Source organism: Blastococcus haudaquaticus (assembly GCF_900230285.1).
In the GTDB taxonomy this organism is placed as follows: Bacteria; Actinomycetota; Actinomycetes; order Mycobacteriales; family Geodermatophilaceae; genus Blastococcus_B; species Blastococcus_B haudaquaticus.
The window spans coordinates 883365-905517 of the sequence record NZ_OCNK01000003.1; the positions used below are offsets into that span (position 1 = coordinate 883365).

General features: G+C 72.2%; 23 protein-coding genes and 1 other RNA gene. 19 read left to right on the forward strand and 5 right to left on the reverse strand.

Annotation, left to right across the window (positions count from 1 at the left end; translation table 11 throughout):
- The first annotated feature begins 39 nt into the window (after window positions 1-39).
- The 3 genes from ftsX (at window position 40) to CRP30_RS15760 (ending at window position 2474) form a co-directional block, all read left to right on the forward strand.
- Window positions 40-924, forward strand: a complete 885-nt coding sequence (gene ftsX / locus CRP30_RS15750; RefSeq protein WP_097184845.1) for a permease-like cell division protein FtsX — start codon at window positions 40-42, stop codon at window positions 922-924.
- 97 nt (window positions 925-1021) lie between these two features.
- Window positions 1022-1498 (forward strand): SsrA-binding protein SmpB, encoded by a 477-nt coding sequence (gene smpB / locus CRP30_RS15755; protein WP_097184846.1) that lies wholly within the window; start codon window positions 1022-1024, stop codon window positions 1496-1498.
- A gap of 52 nt (window positions 1499-1550) precedes the next feature.
- Window positions 1551-2474 (forward strand): NADP-dependent oxidoreductase, encoded by a 924-nt coding sequence (locus CRP30_RS15760; RefSeq protein WP_097185030.1) that lies wholly within the window; start codon window positions 1551-1553, stop codon window positions 2472-2474.
- Here the strand turns inward: CRP30_RS15760 and CRP30_RS15765 are convergent.
- Entirely contained in the window at window positions 2461-2901 is a 441-nt protein-coding gene (locus CRP30_RS15765) for a hypothetical protein (RefSeq protein ID WP_097184847.1), read from the reverse strand. The two genes, CRP30_RS15760 and CRP30_RS15765, sit on opposite strands and share 14 nt — an antisense overlap.
- Before the next feature lie 53 nt (window positions 2902-2954).
- Here CRP30_RS15765 and CRP30_RS15770 point away from each other — a divergent pair, with 53 nt between their 5' ends.
- The 14 genes from CRP30_RS15770 (at window position 2955) to CRP30_RS15835 (ending at window position 13723) form a co-directional block, all read left to right on the forward strand.
- Window positions 2955-3845, forward strand: coding sequence for an amidohydrolase family protein (locus tag CRP30_RS15770; RefSeq protein WP_097184848.1), 891 nt, complete (start codon window positions 2955-2957; stop codon window positions 3843-3845).
- On the forward strand, window positions 3845-4222 hold the full coding sequence (locus CRP30_RS15775) for a VOC family protein (protein ID WP_097184849.1): 378 nt from the start codon (window positions 3845-3847) through the stop codon (window positions 4220-4222). The genes CRP30_RS15770 and CRP30_RS15775 overlap by 1 nt, the downstream gene beginning before the upstream one ends.
- A gap of 43 nt (window positions 4223-4265) precedes the next feature.
- Window positions 4266-5273, forward strand: a complete 1008-nt coding sequence (locus CRP30_RS15780; protein WP_097184850.1) for a GNAT family N-acetyltransferase — start codon at window positions 4266-4268, stop codon at window positions 5271-5273.
- A gap of 10 nt (window positions 5274-5283) precedes the next feature.
- Complete coding sequence (locus tag CRP30_RS15785) at window positions 5284-6147, forward strand: SCO6745 family protein (RefSeq protein WP_097185031.1); 864 nt, start codon at window positions 5284-5286, stop codon at window positions 6145-6147.
- A 60-nt stretch (window positions 6148-6207) separates the two neighbouring features.
- The gene (locus tag CRP30_RS15790) at window positions 6208-7830 is read left to right on the forward strand and encodes an SLC13 family permease (RefSeq protein ID WP_097184851.1); all 1623 of its coding nucleotides are present in this window, start codon (window positions 6208-6210) and stop codon (window positions 7828-7830) included.
- Between the two features lie 192 nt (window positions 7831-8022).
- Complete coding sequence (locus CRP30_RS15795) at window positions 8023-9189, forward strand: magnesium and cobalt transport protein CorA (RefSeq protein ID WP_235003450.1); 1167 nt, start codon at window positions 8023-8025, stop codon at window positions 9187-9189.
- 67 nt (window positions 9190-9256) lie between these two features.
- A complete protein-coding gene (locus CRP30_RS15800) occupies window positions 9257-9613 on the forward strand; it encodes a VOC family protein (RefSeq protein ID WP_097184852.1) in 357 nt (118 codons plus the stop codon).
- A complete protein-coding gene (locus CRP30_RS15805; RefSeq protein ID WP_097185033.1) occupies window positions 9610-9957 on the forward strand; it encodes an ArsR/SmtB family transcription factor in 348 nt (115 codons plus the stop codon). Before CRP30_RS15800 ends, CRP30_RS15805 begins: the two co-directional genes overlap by 4 nt.
- Entirely contained in the window at window positions 9954-10472 is a 519-nt protein-coding gene (locus CRP30_RS15810) for an SRPBCC domain-containing protein (protein ID WP_200814778.1), read from the forward strand. The genes CRP30_RS15805 and CRP30_RS15810 overlap by 4 nt, the downstream gene beginning before the upstream one ends.
- A 10-nt stretch (window positions 10473-10482) precedes the next feature.
- Window positions 10483-10815, forward strand: a complete 333-nt coding sequence (locus tag CRP30_RS15815; protein ID WP_097184853.1) for a hypothetical protein — start codon at window positions 10483-10485, stop codon at window positions 10813-10815.
- Between the two features lie 107 nt (window positions 10816-10922).
- Entirely contained in the window at window positions 10923-11336 is a 414-nt protein-coding gene (locus CRP30_RS15820; RefSeq protein ID WP_235003451.1) for a protein-tyrosine phosphatase family protein, read from the forward strand.
- Window positions 11337-11401: 65 nt separating this feature from the next.
- Window positions 11402-11777: a transfer-messenger RNA gene (gene ssrA, locus CRP30_RS15825) on the forward strand.
- Between the two features lie 180 nt (window positions 11778-11957).
- The gene (locus CRP30_RS15830) at window positions 11958-13592 is read left to right on the forward strand and encodes a sodium-dependent transporter (protein WP_097184854.1); all 1635 of its coding nucleotides are present in this window, start codon (window positions 11958-11960) and stop codon (window positions 13590-13592) included.
- A complete protein-coding gene (locus CRP30_RS15835) occupies window positions 13589-13723 on the forward strand; it encodes a methionine/alanine import family NSS transporter small subunit (RefSeq protein WP_097184855.1) in 135 nt (44 codons plus the stop codon). The genes CRP30_RS15830 and CRP30_RS15835 overlap by 4 nt, the downstream gene beginning before the upstream one ends.
- Before the next feature lie 128 nt (window positions 13724-13851).
- Here the strand turns inward: CRP30_RS15835 and CRP30_RS15840 are convergent, their stop codons facing one another.
- Window positions 13852-14943, reverse strand: a complete 1092-nt coding sequence (locus CRP30_RS15840) for an FUSC family protein (RefSeq protein WP_097184856.1) — start codon at window positions 14941-14943, stop codon at window positions 13852-13854.
- Between the two features lie 8 nt (window positions 14944-14951).
- On the reverse strand, window positions 14952-16730 hold the full coding sequence (locus tag CRP30_RS15845; protein WP_097184857.1) for a BCCT family transporter: 1779 nt from the start codon (window positions 16728-16730) through the stop codon (window positions 14952-14954).
- 276 nt (window positions 16731-17006) lie between these two features.
- On the opposite strand from CRP30_RS15845, the gene argG reads away from it, so the two are divergent.
- Window positions 17007-18455: an argininosuccinate synthase gene (argG, locus tag CRP30_RS15850; RefSeq protein ID WP_097184858.1), complete on the forward strand. Its 1449-nt coding sequence runs from the start codon at window positions 17007-17009 to the stop codon at window positions 18453-18455.
- Between the two features lie 91 nt (window positions 18456-18546).
- On the opposite strand, the gene CRP30_RS15855 is transcribed toward argG, so the two are convergent.
- On the reverse strand, window positions 18547-19326 hold the full coding sequence (locus CRP30_RS15855) for an IclR family transcriptional regulator domain-containing protein (protein ID WP_097184859.1): 780 nt from the start codon (window positions 19324-19326) through the stop codon (window positions 18547-18549).
- Window positions 19327-19489: 163 nt separating this feature from the next.
- Here CRP30_RS15855 and CRP30_RS15860 point away from each other — a divergent pair, with 163 nt between their 5' ends.
- A complete protein-coding gene (locus CRP30_RS15860; protein WP_097184860.1) occupies window positions 19490-21007 on the forward strand; it encodes an adenylate/guanylate cyclase domain-containing protein in 1518 nt (505 codons plus the stop codon).
- 71 nt (window positions 21008-21078) lie between these two features.
- Here the strand turns inward: CRP30_RS15860 and CRP30_RS15865 are convergent, their stop codons facing one another.
- The gene (locus CRP30_RS15865) at window positions 21079-22107 is read right to left on the reverse strand and encodes a potassium channel family protein (protein WP_097184861.1); all 1029 of its coding nucleotides are present in this window, start codon (window positions 22105-22107) and stop codon (window positions 21079-21081) included.
- Window positions 22108-22153 lie beyond the last annotated feature (46 nt).

Below are 22153 nucleotides of genomic sequence, written 5' to 3' on the forward strand. Positions count from 1 at the left end.
CCTCGTCTCCCGCCGTGCAGAAATCCAGATAGGGAATCCATGCGCGTCAACTTCGTCCTCTCCGAGGTGGCCACCGGGCTTCGTCGCAACCTGACCATGACGGTCGCGATGATCCTGACGACGGCGATCTCCCTCGGACTCATGGGCACCGGCCTCCTCATCGCCGGGATGATCTCCGACATGAAGGAGATCTACTACGACAAGGTGCAGGTCTCCATCTTCCTGGCCGACGACGTCACCGAGGAGCAGCGGACCGCCATCCAGTCCCGGCTGGAGGACTCCGACGAGGTCAAGACCTTCATCTACGAGTCCAAGGACGAGGCGTACGAGCGCTTCCAGCAGCAGTTCAGCCAGCAGCCGGAGCTCGTGGAGAACACCCCCGCGGACGCGCTGCCCGAGAGCTTCCGCGTCGAGCTGATCAACCCCGAGCGCTACGAGGTCATCAAGGCCGAGTTCCCCGCCGGCGCCGAGGGCGTGGACCAGGTGCGCGACGAGGGCGACTTCCTGGACCGGCTGTTCAGCCTGCTCAACGGCGCCCGCAACGCCACGATCGCCGTGGCGGTGGTGCAGGCGCTGGCGGCGCTGCTGCTGATCTCCAACACCATCCAGCTGGCCGCGTTCAACCGCCGCAACGAGACGAACATCATGCGGCTGGTCGGCGCCTCGCGCTGGTACACCCAGCTGCCGTTCATCCTCGAGGCCGCGGTCGCCGGGCTCATCGGTGCGCTGCTCGCCATCGGCGGGCTGGTGCTCACCAAGGTGCTCTTCGTCGACCGGACGCTGGCCGGGCCGATCAAGGCCGGGATCATCCCGCCGGTCGACTGGTCGGCGATCGCGTTCATCGCCCCGGTCATCGCGGCCGCCGGCGTCGGCCTGGCCGGCATCGCGGCCTACGTGACGCTCCGGTTGTACGTCCGCCTGTAGTCCTCACGCGAGTGCGACGAACTCGTGGTCATCAGCACGTGATGGCCACGAGTTCGTCGCATTCGGGGGCCGACCGCGGGCCAAGTAACCTGGTGGGATGCCGCGTGAGACCGGGCGCAAGCTCATCGCCCAGAACAAGAAGGCGCGGCACGACTACTCGATCCTCGACACCTACGAGGTGGGCCTGGCGCTCACCGGTACCGAGGTGAAGAGCCTGCGTGCCGGCCGGGCCTCGCTCGTCGACGGGTTCGCCTCGATCGACGACGGCGAGGTGTGGCTGCAGCACGTCCACATCCCGGAGTACATGCAGGGGACGTGGACCAACCACGCCCCGCGCCGCAAGCGCAAGGTGCTGATGCACCGCGCCGAGATCGACAAACTGCTCGGCAAGATCAAGGACGGCGGGCTGACGCTCGTCCCGCTGGACCTGTACTTCAAGGACGGCAAGGTCAAGGCCACCCTCGCGCTGGCGAAGGGCAAGAAGTCCTACGACAAGCGGCAGGACCTCGCCGAGCGCGACTCGCGCCGGGAGATGCAGAAGGCCTTCGGCCGGTACGTGAAGGGCCGGCGCTGACCGTCCCGACCTGACCGAGGCCACCCGTCGCCATCGGCCTACGGTGGTCGGCATGCGCGGAATGGCCTACGACCGGTTCGGCGACGACGACGTCCTGCAGCTCCGGGACGACCTGCCCGACCCGCCGGTGGGGCCCGACACCGTCCTCGTGCGGGTGCACGCCGCGGGCGTGAACCCGGTCGACCTGGGCATCCGTGCCGGCGGGCTGCAGAGCTTCTACCCGCACCACTTCCCGATCGTCCCGGGTTGGGACGTCGCCGGTGTCGTCGAGGCGGTCGGCCCCGCCGTCGTCACCTTCGCGCCCGGTGACGAGGTGTTCGGCTACGTGCGCCGCGACGACGTCCAGTGGGGGACGGCGGCCGAGCTCGTGCCGGCGCCGCAGCGCTGCCTCTGGCACAAGCCGGAGTCGCTCTCCTTCGCCGAGGCCGGCGCACTGCCGCTGGCCGGGCTCACCGCCTACCAGGCGCTGACCGAGGCGCTCGACGTGAGCGAGGGCGACCGCGTCCTGGTGCACCGGGCCTCGGGGGGTGTCGGCTTCAACGCCGTCCAGATCGCCGTCGCGCTCGGCGCCCACGTCATCGGGACGGCCAGCCCGCGCAACCACGGCTTCCTCCGGGACGCCGGCGCCGCCGAGGTGCTCGACTACTCCGCCGGGCCCGTCAGCGCCCAGCTGTCCGAGCCGGTGGACGCCGTCCTCGACCTGGTCGGTGGCGACACCCTGGCCGACGCCCCGAAGCAGGTCCGCGACGTCTCCCGCATCGCCTCGATCGTCGATCCGTCGGTCAACGACATGGGCGGGCGCTACGTCTTCGTCCGGCCCGAGCAGCACGACCTCGAGGAGCTCGGCCGCATGGCCGACGCCGGCCAGCTGCGGGTGCCGATCGCCAAGGCGTTCCCGCTCGAGGACCTCGTCGCTGCTCACCGGATGGTCGGCGAGGGGCACGTGCGCGGCAAGGTCGTCGTCACCCTTCGCTGAGGCGGCCGTCCCGGCGTCGCCGGCCGACGGCGAGCGCGACGGGCAGCGCCGTGAGGCACCCGCTGACGGTGCGCACCGCCGCCGATGCGGCCACCTGCCAGAGCGGGTTCCGGGTGCCCACCACCGTCGGGCGGACCACGCCCGCGGCAGCGGGCAGGAGGAGCACCGCCGCGGCGAGGCCGACCCGGGCGATGACGCCACGGCGTCCCGCCGCCCGGATTGCCCACCGGCCCCACCGCGGGGCCGCCGCGGCGACACCCAGGGTCGCCAGGGTCGGCCCGAGCTGGATCCCGCGATCGCGTCGGGCGAAGCGGACCAGCGCGACCGCGAGGTCGGGCACGGTGCCGAGGACGACCACGGCCTGGAACGCCAGCGCGTCCACCTCCCCGGGCGTCAGCTCGGCGCCGACGGGGCTGGGGCTGGTCACCGCGTCAGCATGGCAGGCGGCACGCCGCGAGGAGCCGTCCTAGGGTTCCGGCCATGGTGCGACCGCCGGCCGACGACGCCGACGTCCCGCGGTACTGGCGGGAGCTCGGCCTTCCCGGGCTGCTGGACGTGCACGTGCACTTCCTGCCCGAACGGGTGCAGGCGAAGGTCTGGGAGTACTTCGAGGCGGCCGGCACGCACTACGGCTCGGACTGGCCGGTCGCCTACGCCCTGCCGGAGGACGAGCGGCTCGCGGTCCTGGACCGGCTGGGGGTGCGGGCGTTCCCGACGCTGCCCTACCCGCACAAGCCGGGGATGGCTGCCTGGCTCAACGAGTGGTCGGCCGGTTTCGCGGCCGGCCGGCCGCAGATCCTGCAGTCGGCCACGTTCTACCCCGAGCCGGGAGCGGACGGATACGTGGCGGCGGCGCTGGACGCCGGTGCCCGGGTGTTCAAGGTGCACGTGCAGGTCGGGTCGTTCGACCCTCGCGACGCGCTGCTGGAGGACGTCTGGTCGCGGCTGGAGCATTCGGGCACGCCCGTCGTCATCCACTGCGGCTCGGGTCCGCTGGCCGGGGAGCACACCGGACCGGCACCGGTCACCGGGCTGCTCGAACGCTTCCCCCGGCTGCAGCTGATCATCGCCCACCTCGGCATGCCGGAGTATCGCGAGTTCCTCGACCTGGCGGACCGGTACGAGCGGGTGCACCTGGACACCACGATGTTCGCCACCGACTTCACCGAGCGGCTGATGCCCTTCGACCCGGCCGACCGGCCACGGCTGTCGGCCCTGCGTGCCAAGGTGCTGCTCGGCAGCGACTTCCCCTCGATCCCGTACGCGTACGCGCACCAGCTCCAGGCGCTGCACCGGCTGGACCTGGGGGAGGAGTGGCTGCGCGCCGTCCTCTGGGAGAACGGCGCCCGCCTGTTCGGACTGGAGACCTGATGCCGAGCTTCACCCTGACCGCCGCCGTGCTCGGGACGCCGGACCCGCGCGGGCTGGCGCGCTTCTACCAGCGGCTGCTCGACTGGCCGATCCGCGACGACACCGACGAGTGGGCCACCCTCCGGCCGGCCGACGGGAGCACCGGGCTGTCCTTCCAGCTGGAGGCCGACCACGTGCCGCCGGTGTGGCCGCCCGAGCAGGGGACCCAGCAGATGCAGCTGCACCTGGACCTCCTGGTCGACGACCTCGAGGCCGCCTGCGCCGTCGCCGAGGACGCAGGCGCGGAACGCATCGGCGGCCACGAGGACGACGACGAGATCGTGCGGGTCTACCGCGACCCCGCCGGGCACCCGTTCTGCCTGTTCGTCCGTCGCTGAAATCACTGGCCCCGTCGCCGACGGCTGCCTAGCCTTCGGCGACGTGGCCGATCTCCCTGTCCTGCCCGGCGGCCTGGCCGTGCGTCCCCTGAGTCCCGACGACGTGACGGCCGCCGCCGCGCTGTTGGAGGCCGCCGAGGCGGTCGACGACACCGGCGAGCACTGGAGCCCCGACGACCTGACGGAGTGGTGGGTCAACGACCTCTTCGACCTGACGCTCGACAGCGTCGCCGTGACGACGACGGGCGGTGACCTGGTCGCCTGGGCGACCGTGCTCGCGCTCCCCACCTTCCGCGACGCGTTCCGGATCACCCTCGAGGCGCGCGTGCACCCGGCCTGGCGCAACCGCGGCATCGGCCGGGCGCTGCTGGCCTGGCAGCTCGAGCGGGGCCGGGAGCTGCACGCCGAGCGGCATCCGGGCTCCCCGGCCGTCCTGGCGGTGGAGGTCTACACGTCGATGTCCTCGCTGGAGGGCCTGGTCCGCCGGGCCGGACTCACGCAGGAGCGCTGGTACTTCGTCATGGAGCGCCCGCTCACCGACCTGCCGGCCGTTCCGCCGGTCGAGGGCGTCGAGCTCGTCGCCTTCACCTGGGACCGCGACGACGAGATCCGGCGCGCGCACAACGCGGCCTTCACCGAGCACCACGGATCGGCCGAGCGGGACGAGGCCACCTGGCAGACCCTCTTCACCGGCCAGCGCGGCTTCCGGCCGGAGCTGTCGTCCCTCGCCGTCGCCGACGGCGCGGTCGTCGCCTACGCCCTGGCCTACGTGTTCGAGGCGGACACGGCCGCCAACGGCTACGAGACGGTCGACCTCGGCCAGATCGGCGTGCTGCCGTCCGCCCGCGGCCGCGGGCTGGCGAGGGCGACCATCGCATCCGTGCTGCGGGCGGCCGCCGACCGCAAGTTCGGCAGGGCCGCGCTGCAGGTCGACAGCGAGAACGTCACCGGCGCGCTCGCCCTCTACGAGGGGCTGGGGTTCAGGAAGCGGCGGACCCAGGTCCAGTGGGTGCTCGGACTGGCTCCGGTGAGCACCGGCACACCTCAGTAGGGTGCGGCGCATGGTCAGCGCCGATCACTTCGACCCCGCCCTCGTCGGTCGTGCTCACCGCGCGATCGACCCGCTTCACTCGCAGCTGTACTTCGCGCCGGAGCACGACGAGCACCTCAGCGCCATCGGGCTGCGGCCGGGGCGGATGTCCTACTTCGCCGGGCGGGCGGCGCCCATGGGCGCCGTCGGCGCGGGCGTGGTGACGGCGACCTTCTACAACTTCTCGCCGTCGCTGGTCGCGCACATGATCCCGCGCGCGTGGACCCTCGCCTCCCCGGAGCAGGTGCTCGCCGCACGGCTCGACGCGGCCCGGGCCTCCCTCACCCGGTTGCTCGGCGAGGCCGCCGCCGCCCCGGAGGTTGCCGAGCTCGCCGGCCTGCTGCAGGAGGCGTGCGCGGCGCTGACCACCGAGGGCCGCCCGCTCTTCGCGGGCCACGCCGACCTGCCCTGGCCGGAGGAACCGCTGCTGGCGGTGTGGCACGGGGCGTCCCTGTTGCGCGAGCACCGCGGCGACGGGCACGTCGCCGTCCTCCTGCACGCGGGGCTGACCGGCCTGGAGGCACTGATCACGCACAGCGCCACCGGTCGTGGGTTCACCGAGCCGGCCGCCAAGGCGACCCGGGGGTGGAAGGACGAGGAGTGGGCCGCCGCCTGCGCCGCGCTGGCCGACCGCGGCCTGCTCGACGACGCCGGCCTGACCGCCGAGGGCGAGGAGCTGCGCGCGCGCATCGAGGTGCAGACCGACGCACTGGCCGCCGATCCGTGGCTGTTCCTGGGCGCGGAGAAGACCGCGCGGGTCGTGGAACTCGGCAAGGGGTTCTCCCGGCGGCTCGCCGAGGCAGGCGCTTTCGGGCAGGGGATCTTCGGCCGCTGACTCGCTCGCCTGCGGCGTCCTCAATATGGTCGGGGTCTCATCCCGGCCGAGGGGGGCGCCATGACCGCGACGGAGCGGGCACCAGGGCAGCAGACGAAGCGGACCGACGTCGAGGCGGCCTTCCGCGGTAGCGCGACCTACCGGAGCCTGGGGGAGCAGACCCTCAGCCCGGCCGAGGAGCGGTTCGAGAAGGGCCGCCGCACCGTCGGGCTGTTCCTCGCCCCGGTCGTCACGATCGTCTTCGCGCTGCTCCCGGTCGACCTCCCGCGCGCCCAGCACCTGCTGGCGGCGATCCTGCTCGGGGTCATCGTCCTGTGGATCACCGAGCCGGTGCCGATCCCGGTGGGCGGCCTCATCGGCATCGGCGCGATCGTCGTCCTCGGCGTGGTGCCGGCCGACGACGCCCTGGCCCCCTTCGGGTCCACGACGGTCTTCACCTTCATCGGCGCCTTCATCCTGGCCATGGCGATGCTCAAGCACGGCCTGGCCCGCCGGTTCGCGATGTTCGTGCTGTCGCTGAAGTGGGTGGGCACGTCGACGTACCGGGTGGTCATCGCCTTCGGCGCGATCACCGCACTGCTCTCCGCGTTCGTCTCCAACACCGCGACCGTCGCAATGCTCCTGCCCACCGCCCTCGGCATCATCGCGGTCATCGCCAAGCTCCTGCAGGACAAGGACCTGGTGAAGCCCGACTTCGACCCGCTCCGCCTCCGGGTCGGCGTCGCGGTCATGCTGATGCTCGCGTACGGCGCGAGCGTCGGCGGCCTGCTCACCCCGGTCGGCACGCCGCCGAACCTGATCGGCCGAGGCCTCATCGAGGAGGCCACGGGGGAGCGGATCGGCTTCCTCGACTGGATGCTCATGGCCGCCCCGATCTGCCTGCTCATGTTCGTCGCGCTGGCCGCCGTCCTGCTGCTGCTCAACAAGCCGGAGATCCGGCGGATCGAGGGCGTCAGCGAGTACGTGCAGAAGGAGCGGTCGGAACTGGGGACGTTCTCCCGCGCCGAGAAGAACACGCTGATCGCCTTCTCGATCACCGTGGCGTGCTGGATCTTCCCCGGTGTCATCGCGCTCACCGCCGGCACCGAGTCGGACCTGTACGCCACCATCAGCGACCGGATGGACGAGGGCATCATCGCCGTCCTGGGCGCGTCTCTGCTGTTCCTGCTGCCCACCGACTGGAAGGCGCGGGAGTTCACGCTCAACTGGAGCGACGCGGCGAAGATCGACTGGGGCACGATCCTGCTGTTCGGCACCGGGATCATCTTCGGCTCGCTGCTGGCGAGCACCGGCCTGGCCGAGACGATCGGTGAGGCCTCCGCGGAATCCCTCGGGCTCACCAGCACCTTCGCGATCACGATCTTCGCGGTGATCCTGGCGATCATCATCAGCGAGACGACGAGCAACACCGCGTCGGCCGCCGTGGTGGTGCCGATCATCATCCCGGTGGCGATGGCGGCGGGGATCAACCCGTTCGTGCCGGCGCTCGCGGCCACGTTCGCCGCGTCGTTCGGCTTCATGCTGCCGGTGTCGACGCCGCAGAACGCGATCGCGTACGGGTCGGGCGTCGTGCCGATCACCAAGATGATCCGGTCGGGCTTCTCCTTCGACATCCTCGGCGCCCTGCTGATCGTGGTCCTGCTGCCCGTGATGGTCGACCTGGTGCTCGGCTCGGTCGGCTGAGCTTCGCCGGGTGTTCACCCGGAGGAGCGACGCCTCCTGGACACCCCGTGACACGATGGACGACGGCCTCCTCGACGGGAGCAGGCGAGAACCGGAGGGAGAGCGACGCATGCCCAGCGAACCTCCCAGTACCGGTCCCCGGGTCCTCCCCGCCCGGCGCTGACCCGGTCGGTGCTGCGCGAGGACCTCCCGGTGTTCCTCGCCGTCCGCAACTCCCGGGAGTCCGTCATGACCGAGCGCCGCCTTGCGCCCCTGAACGCCCTCACCACGCTGACCCGTCGTCCGGCCCGGGTGGAGCGTCTCGTCCCCGCCCCCACCTCGTCCGTACCCGCACCGCGGTCCCGGGTCGTCGACAACGCCGTCTACTCCGACGGACGGAGGGTGGCGACACCCGCCAGCGCGGAGGAGAGCCGCGAGGAGCTCGCCCACGGGGAGGGCCGCCTCGTCTGGCTCGGCCTCTACCGGCCCGAGCCCCAGGAGCTGGGCGGGCTGGCGGAGCTCTTCGATCTCCCCGAGCTGGCGGTCGAGGATGCGATCCAGGCCCACCAGCGGCCGAAGTTCGAGCGGTACGGGGACACGCTCTTCGTCGTCCTCAAGGCGGCCCGCTACCTGGACGCGACCGAGGAGGTCGAGTTCGGCGAGCTGCACCTGTTCCTCGGTGCGGACTTCGCCATCACCGTGCGGCACAGCGAGTCCCCGGACCTCTCGCGCGTGCGGCGCCGTCTGGAGAGCGAGCCCGCGCTCCTGGCCAAGGGCAGCGAGGCGGTGCTGTACGCCATCCTCGACGCCGTCGTCGACGGCTACTCGCCGGTGGTCGCGGGCCTCGCCAACGACATCGACGAGATCGAGACGCAGGTCTTCGGCGGCGACCCGGGGGTGTCCCGGCGCATCTACGAGCTGTCGCAGGAGGTGCTCGAGTTCCAGCGCGCCGCCGCGCCGCTCACCGGCATCCTCGCCGCCATCACGGCCGGCTTCGACAAGTACGGGGTGGACGAGGAGCTGCGCAGCTACCTGCGCGACGTCGCCGACCACGTCACGCAGGTCAACGAGCGGGTGGAGGCCTTCCGGCTGCAACTGCGCGACATCCTGACCGTCAACGCGACCCTCGTGGCGCAGCGGCAGAACGAGGAGATCCGCGAGCTGACCGAGGCGTCGATCGCGCAGGGCGAGGAGGTCAAGAAGATCTCCGCCTGGGCGGCCATCCTGTTCGCGCCGACGCTGGTCGGCACCGTCTACGGCATGAACTTCGACGACATGCCGGAGCTGCACTGGGCCTGGGGCTACCCGCTGGCCCTCCTGCTGATGGTCGGGGTCAGCCTGACGCTCTACCTGGTGTTCAAGCGCCGCGACTGGATCTGATCCGACCCCTTGCTCTTCTCTGTCAGTTGTCGCTAACGTTAGCGCACGCTAACAAAAGGGGAGTGTCATGGGACGTCCCGTGGCGATGTTCGAGATCGTGAGCGACCAGCCCGCCCGTGCCAAGGAGTTCTACTCCGGGTTGTTCGACTGGTCGGTGGACGAGGACCCGGAGTGGGGCGGCTACGCACTGGTCGACACCGCCTCGGGCGACCAGTCGATCCCCGGGGGGATCGGCCCGTCGACGGGGGAGGGCGACACCGGCGTGAAGATCTACGTCCGCGTGGACGACCTCCCCGGCTACCTCGAGCGCGCGGAGCGGCTCGGGGGCCGGCGGCTCGTCGAGCCCACCGAGCTGCCGGGCGGCTTCGGCACCTTCGCGGTGCTCGCCGACCCCGACGGGAACCAGGTCGGGCTGTGGGCGTGACCGCGGAAGAGGCCACGGACGACGTCTTCCGGGCGCTCGCCGACCCCCGCCGGCGGCAGATCCTGCGCCTGGTCGCGCAGGAGGAGCTGGCCGCCGGCGAGATCGCGGGAGCGTTCGACGTGACGAGGACGGCGGTCAGCCAGCACCTGAGCGTGCTGCGCTCCGCCGACCTGCTCACCGAGCGGCGCGACGGCACCCGGCGGCTCTACCGAGCGAACCCCGACCGGATCGCGGACCTCCGCGCGGCGCTCGACGAGCTGTGGGCCTCCTCCCTCGACCTGGGCCGCCGGCTGGTCGAGGCCGACCGCGCGGCCGGCGGCGACGCGCAGGGAGGGGTCCGGTGAGCGCGGCCGACGCCGTCCCGGACAACGTCCGGCCGCTGCGGCCCCCGATCCGCCGGTCGACGCTGGTGCGCAGCGATGCCGACCACACCTTCCGGGTGTTCACCGAGCAGCTCGCTGCCTGGTGGCCGCTGGTGCCGTTCTCGGTCGGCCGGGAACGGGTCCGCGACGTCACGCTGGAACCGCGGACCGGAGGACGCGTCTACGAGACGTGGGACGACGGCACCGTGTGCGAGTGGGGCGAGATCCTGCAGTGGCAGCCGCCGTCCGGCCTGAGCATGACCTGGAACGCCACGGGGACGCCGACGTGCGTGGAGCTGCGCTTCCGAGCCCTCGGAGCGCGGCTGACCGAGGTGCAGCTCGAGCACCGCGGCTGGGACGCCCTCACCGACCGCGAGCTCGGCGAGGACTGCGCGCTGCCCGGCGGCTACCTCGGCGGCAGCTTCGCGCAGGGCTGGACGACCATCCTCGGCCGGCTCAGCGACGCGGCCGGCCCCACCCTTCCGGTCGAGAGGTAGAGGAGTCGACATGTCGGTCACCGACGAGGACATGCAGCAGCTGCTGGCCGCCAGCCGGACCTACACCCTGATGGTGCTGCGGGACGGGCCGAACATGGGCTCGCCGGAGACGCCCGGCCTCATCTGGGAGCACGGACGCCGGAACCTCGGGTTGAAGTCCGACGGCGCGATGCCGGTCGTGTGCGCTGTCGACGACGACTCCGACCTGTGCGGGATCGCCGTCCTCGACATGGAGCTGGAGGAGGCGCGCCGGGTGATGGACGGCGACCCCGGCGTTCAGGCCGGGATCTTCACCTACGAACTGCACACCACCCGCAGCTTCCCCGGGTCCGCGCTGGCCTGACGTGCCGGAGGGGCGGAGCTGCGCGGCTCCGGCCCTCCGGGCAACCGGTGTTCGCGTGCAGGCGGACGGGTGACCGGAGAATGGGGCCGGTCGTCATGATCGGCACCGTGACGCGTGCGTGGGTGGACGAACCGGGTGTCGTCCGGCTGCCCGGCGGCGGATCGGTGCGCGGCCGGCGGCTGGGCGATGCTGCCGTGCCGGCGGACTTCGCCCTCGTGCTGGCCGCCGGCCCGGCGCCGTCCTGGCCGCACCGGCGGGTGCGCTGGTCCGACTTCTGGGTGCCCCGGGACACCGCCGACGCCCTCGACGCGCTGCACGAGGCGCGCCGTCGGGCCGCTGCAGGCGAGCGGGTCGAGGTGGCGTGCGGGGGAGGGGTCGGCCGGACCGGGACGGCGCTCGCGGCCCTCGCCGTCCTGGACGGGCTGACCCCCGACGACGCGGTGGCGTGGGTGCGGCGCGAGTACCACCCGCGCGCGGTCGAGACGCCCTGGCAGCGGCGCTGGCTGCGACGGGTCCGCTGAGGACACCCCCGGCCGGGGGAACACATCGCGGCAGGGAGCCGTTATCCTCCTTGCACAACTACACAGGGGGTGAATGGTCTCGACTTCGGTCGGGTGACCAGGGGAAGCGAGCCGAGGAAGGCAACGATGAGCTCGTTAACCATCCGTTGCAAACCACACAAGCGCCGATTCCAATCAGCGCGACTTCGCTCTCGCTGCCTAACAGCAGCTAGACGAGTCTGTCAGCCCGGGTTCGTCATCGGCCCGGATCCTGGCATCAGCTAGATGACTCACTGCACGCACCGGTCGCGGGTGCGTGTGGGACACCAAACAGCGACTGGGCCTGTCACGTCGACTTGTTCGCATGATCGACGGGGTCGAGCAGAGGCAACGCGGACTGCGCTCGGAGAAGCCCTGGTGATGCGTCGAAGGACGCGGGTTCGATTCCCGCCACCTCCACCACCCCTGTTGTGTCGAGAGCCCCGGTCGGGTCACCGACCGGGGCTCTCGTGCGTCCGCGCGGGGCGCACGACGTTCCGGCAGCCGAGGAGCCCGAGTCCTGCCATCCTCTTCTCGACGGCGCGACGTCGAGCGGTGCGCCGTGAGCGTGCGGGCTCGGCTGATGACGACGCAGGAGGGCGCATGAGTGCGACGGCGGGGCGAGCTACGGCGCAGCCGGACCAGGAGGGCCGCCGCGGCGGGTTCAGCTCCCGGCGCGTCTTCATCCTGGCGGCGATCGGATCGGCCGTCGGGCTCGGCAACATCTGGCGGTTCCCCTACGTCGCCTACGAGAACGGCGGCGGGGCCTTCGTGGTGCCGTACCTGGTCGCCCTGCTGACCGCCGGCATCCCGTTCCTGCTGCTGGACTACGCGATCGGCCACCGCAACCGCGGCTCCGCACCGCTCTCCTTCGCCCGGCTGCGCCGCGGCGCCGAGGGGCTCGGCTGGTGGCAGGTGGGCATCTGCTTCGTCATCGCCATCTACTACGCGGCGGTCATCGCCTGGGCGCTGCGCTACACCTTCTTCTCCCTCGACGAGGCGTGGGGCGCCGACCCGGAAGGATTCTTCTTCGGCGAGTTCCTCCAGGCCGGGGACGTCGAGGTCACCGCCGACGTGGTGCCCGGGGTGCTCGTCCCTCTCGCGCTGGTCTGGCTGGCAGTCCTCGCGATCATGGTCCTCGGCGTCCAGCGCGGGATCGGCGCGACCTCGGTGATCTTCATCCCGGTGCTGGTGCTCGCCTTCGCCGCCCTCGTGGTGCAGGCGCTCTTCCTGCCGGGGGCGGCCGACGGCCTCGACGCGCTGTTCACGCCGGACTGGTCGGCACTCACCTCGGCCCCCGTCTGGGCCGCCGCGTTCGGCCAGATCTTCTTCTCGCTGTCGATCGGCTTCGGCATCATGATCACGTACGCCTCGTACGTCGGCCGTCGCGAGGACATGGTCGGCTCCGGCCTCGTCGTCGGCTTCTCCAACTCCGGCTTCGAGCTGCTCGCCGGCATCGGCGTGTTCGCCGCCCTGGGCTTCATGGCCCAGGCCGGCGGGGTCGCGGTCGGCGAGGTCGCCAGCGGCGGTATCGGCCTGGCCTTCATCGCCTTCCCGACGATCATCAGCGAGGCCCCGGCCGGCGCCCTCATCGGCGTCCTGTTCTTCGCGTCCCTGGTCATCGCCGGCATCACCTCGCTGGTCAGCGTGATCGAGGTCGTCATCTCCGCGGTCCGCGACAAGCTCGACACCAGCCGTCGCGCCGCGACCGTCGCCGTCGTCGTCCCCGCCGCGCTGCTGAGCCTGGCGCTGTTCAGCACCACGAGCGGTATCTACGTGCTCGACGTCGTCGACCACTTCGTGAACCAGTACGGCATCCTCGTCGTGGCGCTGGTCAGCATGCTGGTCGTCGCATGGGCGCTCCGGGCCCTGACCGGTCTGGGTGAGCACCTGAACGTCCACGGCCGCCCCCGGGTCGGCACCGGCTGGCGCGTGCTGACGAGCGTCGTCGCCCCGGTGGGCCTGGCCCTCGTGCTCGTCTTCGCGCTGCGGGACGATCTCCGGGCGCCGTACGAGGACTACCCGTCCTGGCTCCTGCTGGTCTTCGGGTGGCTGCTGGCGGCGGTGCTCCCGCTGGTCGGTTTCCTGCTCGCCCGGCTGCCGTGGCGTGCCGGCACCCACCTGGACGGGCCGCCACCCGGGTCCGATCCGGCGGCGCCGTTGGACGTGACAGCCACCGCGGACCCGACTCCCCGGGACCGTCCGGGGTCCGGGCACGACGAGGGAGGGCTCCGATGAGCACGGACGCGATCATGATGATGGTCGTGGCGATGATCGTGATCTGGGGCGGCCTCGCCCTGGCCATCGTCAGCCTGGTGCGCCACGGCGCCGTCGAGGAACGCACCGAGAACCTGACCCGGGACCTCTGACCTACCGGCGCGCGGCCTCCATCGCGGGCGGCAGCTGCTCCGCCCACGGGCCGGCGGCTGTTTCTCCGTCCGTGCCGACCGCGACGCTGCGGCCGTGATCACGACGGCACCGCAGCCGGCGGACCGCGTCACGCGGCCCGGAGGTCGAGGGCGCCGGAGCGGAGGGTGTCCAACGACCGGTGCATGCCGACGCTGACCGCGCCCAGGGCGAAGAAGCCCTCGTCGTCGCCGACGTCGGAGGTGCGCAGCAGCGAGGTCAGCCGCTGCAGCGCCGCCTCCGCGGTCGCGATCGCCGACTCACGGCGGTCGGTGCCGGTCTCGTCGAGCACGGCGTAGGGCGTGCAGACGACGCCGGCGAGGCCGTCCAGCGCGTCGGCCAGCACCCAGCCCGTCCCGCCGTCGATGCGGTCGATGCCCCGGCGGTGCGGCTGGAACTCCACGACCAGCGTCGTGAGGTCGTCCACCAGGACGGCGACGCGGTCCAGTGCCCGGGACTGCTCCCGGATCCGCAGCGCGGACCCGCCCCAGTGCCGGGCCCGCGGGTTCGCCCGCCGGGCGCGTTCCACGATCCGCTCCGCGGCGCGCATCCCGTCCAGCGCGACGTCCAGCCCCCGGCCGCGGTCGGCCCACTGGTCGGGGGTGGGCATCTCGCCCTCCCGGAGTCCGGCAGCGATGTCCCGCAGGTGCTGGGCCAGCAGGGCCCGGGTGACGTCGATGCGGCGCTGGGCGGCGGTCAGCTGCAGCGGCGGGAAGAGCAGCGTCGTCACCAGGACGCCGATCGCCGCGCCGAGCAGCGTGAGCCCGGCGTACGCGGCGGCGTACCGGGCCGGGTCCTCGGCGCCCACGGTGAGCATCAGCACCGCGGCGAAGCTCACCCAGCTCGCGTGCTCCCGGAGCACCGGCCACTGCTCCAGCGCGATCGCCAGGGCCACGATCAGCGCGATGGTCAGCGCGCCGGGCAGCCACAGGGTGAGCTCGTGCACGGCCACGGCGAGGCCGAAGCCGAGGAGGATCGCCAGGACCGTCCGCCAGGCCGCGGACGCCGAGTCGGCGACCGTGGGGTGCACCGCGATGACCGCGCCCAGCGGGGCGTAGTAGGCGTAGTCGGCGAGCGGTGACGGCAGCATGATCGCCACCTGCCACGCGAGTGCCGCCGCCAGCGCCGCCCGCACACCGCGCTGCACCCACGGCCGCCGGCGCAGTTCCCCCGTCGGTCTCACCCCTCCGGCTACGGCCGCGCGCTGCGCGGGGCCGCCGAAGCGCCGTCGCCGGACTCCCCGGCCTCGACGACCAGCACGAAGTCGTCGCCGTGCCGGGTGATGCCGTCGACGACGGCCTGCTCGACCGCCTCGGTGGCGTACGTGCGGCGCAGCACCATCGGGTCCGAGCGCACGTCCTTGGCCAGGGAGACGGCCAGGCCGACCATCACGAGGGCGAAGGGCAGGGCGGCGATGATCGTCAGGTTCTGCAGCCCGGTCAGGGCCGCGTCGCCGCCGATCAGCAGCATGACCGCGGCCACCGCGCCCATCACGACGCCCCAGAAGATCACCGTCCGCCGGCTCGGCGACAGGGTGCCGCGCTCGGACAGCGAGCCCATCACGATCGAGGCGGCGTCGGCACCGGACACGAAGAAGATCGCCACGAGCACCATGACCAGGACCGTCATCGCCGTCGCCAGCGGGTACTGCTCGAGCACGCCGAACAGCTGGCCCTCCGACGTGGCCTGGCCGGCGACGTCCGCGCCGTCGCGCTGGGCGGCGATGCCTGCCCCGCCGAAGATGGCGAACCACATGAGCGACACCACGCTGGGCACCAGCAGCACGCCGGTCACGAACTGCCGGATGGTGCGGCCCCGGCTGATCCGGGCGATGAAGACGCCGACGAACGGCGTCCAGGAGATCCACCAGGCCCAGTAGAAGACGGTCCAGCCGCGCAGCCACTCGGCCATCGCGTCGCCGCCACTGGCCTCGGTGCGGGCGGCCATCTGGGCCAGGTCGGAGAAGTAGCTGCCGATCGCACCGGGCAGCAGGTTGAGGATGAGCACCGTCGGGCCGACGACGAAGACGAAGGCGGCCAGGACGACGGCGAGCACCATGTTGATGTTCGACAGCCACTGGATGCCCTTGGCGATGCCGGACACCGCGGAGGCGACGAAGGCGGCGGTCAGCACGGCGATGATCGCCACCGTGATGCCGTTGCCCACGTTCCCGGCCCAGCCCAGGATCTCCATGCCGCTGCCGATCTGCAGCGCGCCGAGGCCGAGCGAGGCGGCCGAGCCGAACAGCGTCGCGAAGATCGCCAGGACGTCGATGACCTTGCCGGCCGGCCCCTGGGTGCGGCGCCTGCCGAACAGCGGCTCGAACGCCGCGCTGATCAGCTGCCGGCGTCCGCGGCGGAAGGTGCCGTAGGCGATGGCCAGGCCGACGACGGCGTAGATCGCCCAGGGGTGCAGCGTCCAGTGGAACAGCGTCGTCGCCATCGCCGTCTGGATCGCCTCGGGCGTCTCCGCCTCGACGCTGCGCGGCGGGGGCGAGACGTAGTGCGCCAGCGGCTCGGCGACGCCGTAGAACATCAGGCCGATGCCCATGCCGGCGCTGAACATCATGGCGATCCACGAGACGGTCCGGAACTCCGGCGCCTCGTCGTCGCGACCCAGCGGGATGCGGCCGTAGGTGCTGGCCGCCAGCCACAGGACGAAGACGACGAATGCCGACGCCAGCATCACGAACAGCCAGCCGAGGTTGGTCTCGATCCAGGTGAGCGCATTGCCGCTGGCGGAGCCGAGGCCGGTGGGGCTCAGGAACCCCCAGGCGACGAAGGCGAGGGCGAGCACGGCGGACACGGCGAAGACGCCGCGGTCGAGCCGGCCCTTCTGGTCGGCGGTGGCCGCCGGCGGCTCCGCGATGGCTGGGTGGGAACCGGTGTCGGCCGGCGACGTGGCAGGGGCGCCGGACTCCGTCGGCTCCGGATCGCGCGGGCCCGTCGGTGCAGTGGGTGTGAACGTCACAGCAGTTGCTGCGCCCCCCGTGGGGCGCCCTCCGTTCGTGGTGCGGAGACGCGGTCAGCGCGTCAGAGGCGGTCGGTGCGCGCGGTTTCGGCGCTCGAGCGTCCGGTCACAGGGTCGTCGGGCGGCCCGGCATGCGCAAAGTGAGCGGACGTCGGTGGTTCATGTCCGCGGCCGCCCGACGAAAACTGTATGTCCCTCGGACGGGGGGGACGGCGTCGGCGGGTGAGGGGACACCCGCGTCCGCATGGTCATGCACGAGCATGCATAATCGTTCTCGTGTCCAAGGTGCTCACCTCCCTGCCCGTCGGCGAACGCGTCGGCATCGCCTTCTCGGGCGGTCTCGACACCTCAGTGGCGGTCGCCTGGATGCGCGACAAGGGCGCGGTGCCGTGCACGTACACCGCCGACATCGGCCAGTACGACGAGCCCGACATCGGCTCGGTGCCCGGCCGTGCGACGGCGTACGGCGCGGAGATCGCCCGCCTGGTCGACTGCCGTGCCGCACTGGTGGAGGAGGGGCTCGCCGCCCTGACCTGCGGCGCCTTCCACATCCGCTCCGGCGGCCGCAGCTACTTCAACACCACCCCGCTCGGCCGCGCCGTCACCGGCACGCTGCTCGTGCGGGCCATGCTCGAGGACGACGTCCAGATCTGGGGCGACGGGTCCACGTTCAAGGGCAACGACATCGAGCGGTTCTACCGGTACGGGCTGCTGGCCAACCCGTCGCTGCGCATCTACAAGCCGTGGCTGGACGCCGACTTCGTGACCGAGCTCGGCGGCCGCAAGGAGATGTCGGAGTGGCTGGTCGCTCACGACCTGCCCTACCGGGACAGCACGGAGAAGGCCTACTCGACCGACGCCAACATCTGGGGCGCCACCCACGAGGCCAAGACGCTGGAGCACCTCGACACCGGCATCGAGACCGTCGAGCCGATCATGGGCGTCCGGTACTGGGACCCCGCCGTGGAGATCCCGACCGAGGACGTCACGATCGGGTTCGCGCAGGGCCGGCCGGTCAGCATCAACGGCAAGGAGTTCGCCTCCGCCGTCGACCTGGTGCTCGAGGCCAACGCCATCGGCGGCCGGCACGGCCTGGGGATGTCCGACCAGATCGAGAACCGGATCATCGAGGCCAAGAGCCGGGGCATCTACGAGGCGCCGGGCATGGCTCTGCTGCACATCGGCTACGAGCGCCTGGTCAACGCCATCCACAACGAGGACACCCTCGCCACCTACCACGCCGAGGGCCGTCGGCTGGGCCGGCTCATGTACGAGGGCCGCTGGCTGGACCCGCAGGCGCTGATGCTGAGGGAGTCGCTGCAGCGCTGGGTCGGCATGGCCGTCACCGGGGAGGTCACCCTCCGGCTGCGCCGCGGCGAGGACTACTCGCTGCTCGACACGTCCGGTCCGGCCTTCAGCTACCACCCGGACAAGCTGTCGATGGAGCGCACCGAGGACTCGGCCTTCGGCCCCGTCGACCGCATCGGGCAGCTGACCATGCGCAACCTCGACATCGCCGACTCGCGCGCCAAGCTGGAGCAGTACGCCCTCCTGGGCATGGTCGGCGGCGCGACGCGGGCACAGATCGGGGCGGCGCAGGCAGCCTCGACCGGCCTGATCGGCGCCATGCCCGAGGGCGGTGCGGAGGTCATCGCCTCGCGGGGTGAGGTCTCCGACGAGGACCAGATGCTGGACCGGGCCGCGATGGAGTCGGGCACCGACTGAGGAAGGACTCCTCTGCCCCCACGCCTCGCGTGCTCGGCGCGGGCCCCTGCGGAGGGGCCGGTTCCAGCATCTCACCGCCGCTCGCGCGGGGTCAGCGCTTGCCGCTGCGGGTGAACGCCAGCGAGATCTGCTCGGCGGTGACCAGCATCAGCGGGAGGAAGTGGTCCCGCAGGTCGTCGAGTCCCACCCGGGGTGCGGCGGCGGCGATGTTGAGCGCGGCCACGGTCCGGCCGTCGCTCCCGCGGATCGGCGCGGAGATCGAGCGCAGCCCCGTCTCCAGCTCCTGGTCGACCATCGACCAGCCCTGGCCACGTACCTGCGTCACCACGGCCCGGAGGTCGTCGGGGTCGACCGTCGTCCGCTCGGTGAACGCGGGGAACGGGCCCGTGGCGAGGTAGGCGTCGAGCTCCTCGTCGGGCAGGTCCGCCAGCAGGACCCGCCCCATGGAGGTGGCGTGCGCGGGCAGCCGGGAGCCGAGCCCCAGGGAGATGGCCATGATCCGCCGGGTGGGGACGCGCGCCACGTAGACGATGTCGGGCAGGTCCAGCGTGGCCGCCGAGCACGACTCGTGAGTCTGCTCGACGAGCTCCTCCATGAGCGGCTGGGCGATGTCCCAGAGGTTCAGCGACGACAGGTAGGCGAAGCCGAGCGACAGCACCCTGGGGGTCAGGGAGAACAGGCGCCCGTCGGCGCGGACGTGGCCCAGGTGCTCCAGGGTCAGCAGGATCCGCCGCGCCGTCGCCCGGGTGATCCCGGCCAGCCGGGCGACCTCGCTGAGGGTCAGCCGGGGGTTCTCCGTCGAGAAGACCTGCAGCACCGCCAGCCCGCGTTCCAGCGACTGCAGCGTGTCGGCACGGGCCGGTGTCTCCATGGGGCTCAGGGTAGGACGGTCCGTGCGCTCTGCGAACAACTCGTCCGGGGGACGTCGGGCGCGGCGGTTCGGCGCGGAGCCCGAGCACCCACGATCATGAGCGGATGATCACGATCGGGTCGACGGCCGTGTCCCTGCGGCCACGCCGGTCGTTGCGCCGGTCGTGACCACGCGGGGCGGCAGCGACACGGTCGGCCGGGACGGCGGCCGGGGGTCGTGGGAGCCCACCGGGCGGGCCGCCGTACCCGCGATCGTGCTGCTGGTCATCGTGGCCAACCTGGTCGGCGTCGCCACCGTCGTCCTCCTCCTCATCGGGGTGGAGGACGGCAGCGGGGACGGGGGCCGCGGACCGGTGCTGTGGGCCGTCGCCGCGTACCTGGTGCTGGCCCTCCCCGCCGGGACGATCGCGGGGTTCCGGCGGCAACGGGTCACCAGCCGCTGGCTGATGGCGCGCCGGGAACCGACCGGCGAGGAGGCGGGCCAGGCACTCCGCCTGCCGGTGGACACCGCCCTCATCGCCGGGCTCATCTGGCTCGTCGGGGCCGTCCTGGTGGCCGGGGTGTCCGCGGTGTCCTTCCCCGATCCGCTGGTCGGGCTGCGCACCGGGATCGCCACCCTGCTGGGGGGCATGGCGACCGCCGGCGTCACCTACCTCCTTGTCGCCCGGGCGGCGCGCTCGGTCACCGCGCTCGCGCTGGCCGCCCATCCGCCCGCCGGGGCGCTGACCCTCGGGGTCCGCCCCCGCCTGCTGCTCACCTGGGGCCTCACCAGCGCCGTCCCGATGCTCGGCGTCGTCCTGCTGTTCGTCGACCCCAGCAATCCGCGCGGGCCCGGCCGGGGTGCCGTGGTGTTCCTCGTCGTCGTCGCGCTGCTCGTGGGCGGACTGGCCACCCTGCTCACGGCGCGCGCGGTCGGTCAGCCGCTGCGCGACCTCCGGACCGCCGTCCAGCACGTCGGGCGCGGGGAGTACGACGTCAGCGTCGTCGTCGACGACGCCGGCGAGATCGGCCTGCTCCAGGAGGGCGTCAACACCATGGCCGCCGGTCTGGCGGAGCGGGAGAAGCTGCGCGACCTCTTCGGCCGCCACGTCGGGACGTCGGTCGCCGACCGGGCCCTGGCCACCGGCGTCTCCCTGGGCGGGGAGGAGCGCACCGTCGCCGCGTTGTTCGTGGACATCGCGGGCAGCACGTCGCTGGTCCGCCGCACCAGCCCGGCGGAGATGGTCGGGCTGCTCAACCGGTTCTTCCAGGTCGTCGTCGAGACCATCGAGCGCGACGGCGGCCTGGTCAACAAGTTCGAGGGCGACGCCGCGCTCTGCGTGTTCGGCGCGCCGACCGACCACACCGACCCGGCCGGTGCAGCCCTGCGGGCCGCCCGGAGGATCTGCGACGCCGTCCGCGAGGCCGGCGAGGTGGACGTCGGCGTGGGCGTCGCCTGCGGCCGCGTCTGGGCGGGGCAGGTCGGCGCGGCCAGCCGGCTGGAGTACACGGTGATCGGCGACCCGGTGAACGAGGCCGCGCGGCTCACCGAGCTCGCCAAGGACCACGTCGGCCGCGCCGTCGCCAGCGAGTCGACGGTGCTCGCCGCCTCGCCCGAGGAGCGGGAGCACTGGGTGCGCGACACCGATGTGGAGCTCCGCGGACGGGGCGAGACCACGACGACCTGGGTGCGATCGACCTAGCCGCCGTCGAGGGCGGTCGTGGGCTGATCCACCTCATCCGCGCGCCAGGACGCGGATGACCGCACGATCGCCTAGTGGTGCGAGCGGACCACCACGAGGACGTCCTCGGGCTGGAGCGTGCCGATCAGCGGGTCGTCGAAGCGCAGCGTCCGGCCGCCCCGGGTGACCGAGAGGACGATGTCGCGCAGCGAGCGCGAGTCGAGCCCGACCTCGCTGGAGCTGACCGTGCGCTGGTGCAGGTCCAGGCCCTGGCCGCCGGTGACGAGGTCCTCGACGACGGCGACCACGCGCGGGGCGTCGGTGGAGAGGCCGAGCAGCCGCCCGGACGTCGCCGAGGTGGTGATGACGGTGTCGGCGCCGGACTGGCGGAGCAGGTTGGCGTTCTCCTCCTCCCGGACGCTGGTCGTGATCGGCACGCTCGGGTTGATCTGCCGCACGGTGAGCGTGATCAGCACGGAGGCGTCGTCCCGGTTGGCCGCGACGATCACCGCGCGGGCCCGTTCGACCGATGCCCGGCGCAGCACCTCGGTGCGGCCGGCGTCGCCGACGATGCCGGTGAGCCCCAGGGAGTTGGCCTCGTCGATCGCCCGCGGCTCCGGGTCGACGACGACGATCTTGTCCGGTGGTGTCCCGTTGGCGATGAGCGAACGGATGGCGCTGCGGCCCTTGGTGCCGTAGCCGCACACGATGACGTGCTGGCGCACGCGGGACCTCCAGCGTCGGATGCGGAACTCCTCCCGCGAACGCGCGGTGAGGGCTTCGAGCGTCGTCCCGATGAGGACGATCAGGAACATGATCCGCAGGGGCGTGATCAGCAGGATGTTGATGAGCCGGGCCTCGGCGGTGACCGGGGTGATGTCGCCGTAGCCGGTCGTGGAGAGCGTGACCGTCGCGTAGTAGGTCGCGTCGAGGAGGGAGATCTCGTCCCCGCGGCTGTCCTCGTAGCCGTCCCGGTCGATGTAGACGATCAGCACGACGACGACGAGGACGATCGCGGCGATGAGGACGCGGCGCAGCACCTGCCGTACCGGGGAGACCTCTTCGTGGGCGATCTGGACACCGGTGTGCTCGGTCTCGGTGCCGACAGCCTCGAACTTCACTCCGCGGACAGTAGTGAGCGGGCCGGTCGCGTGCGCGCCGCCGCAC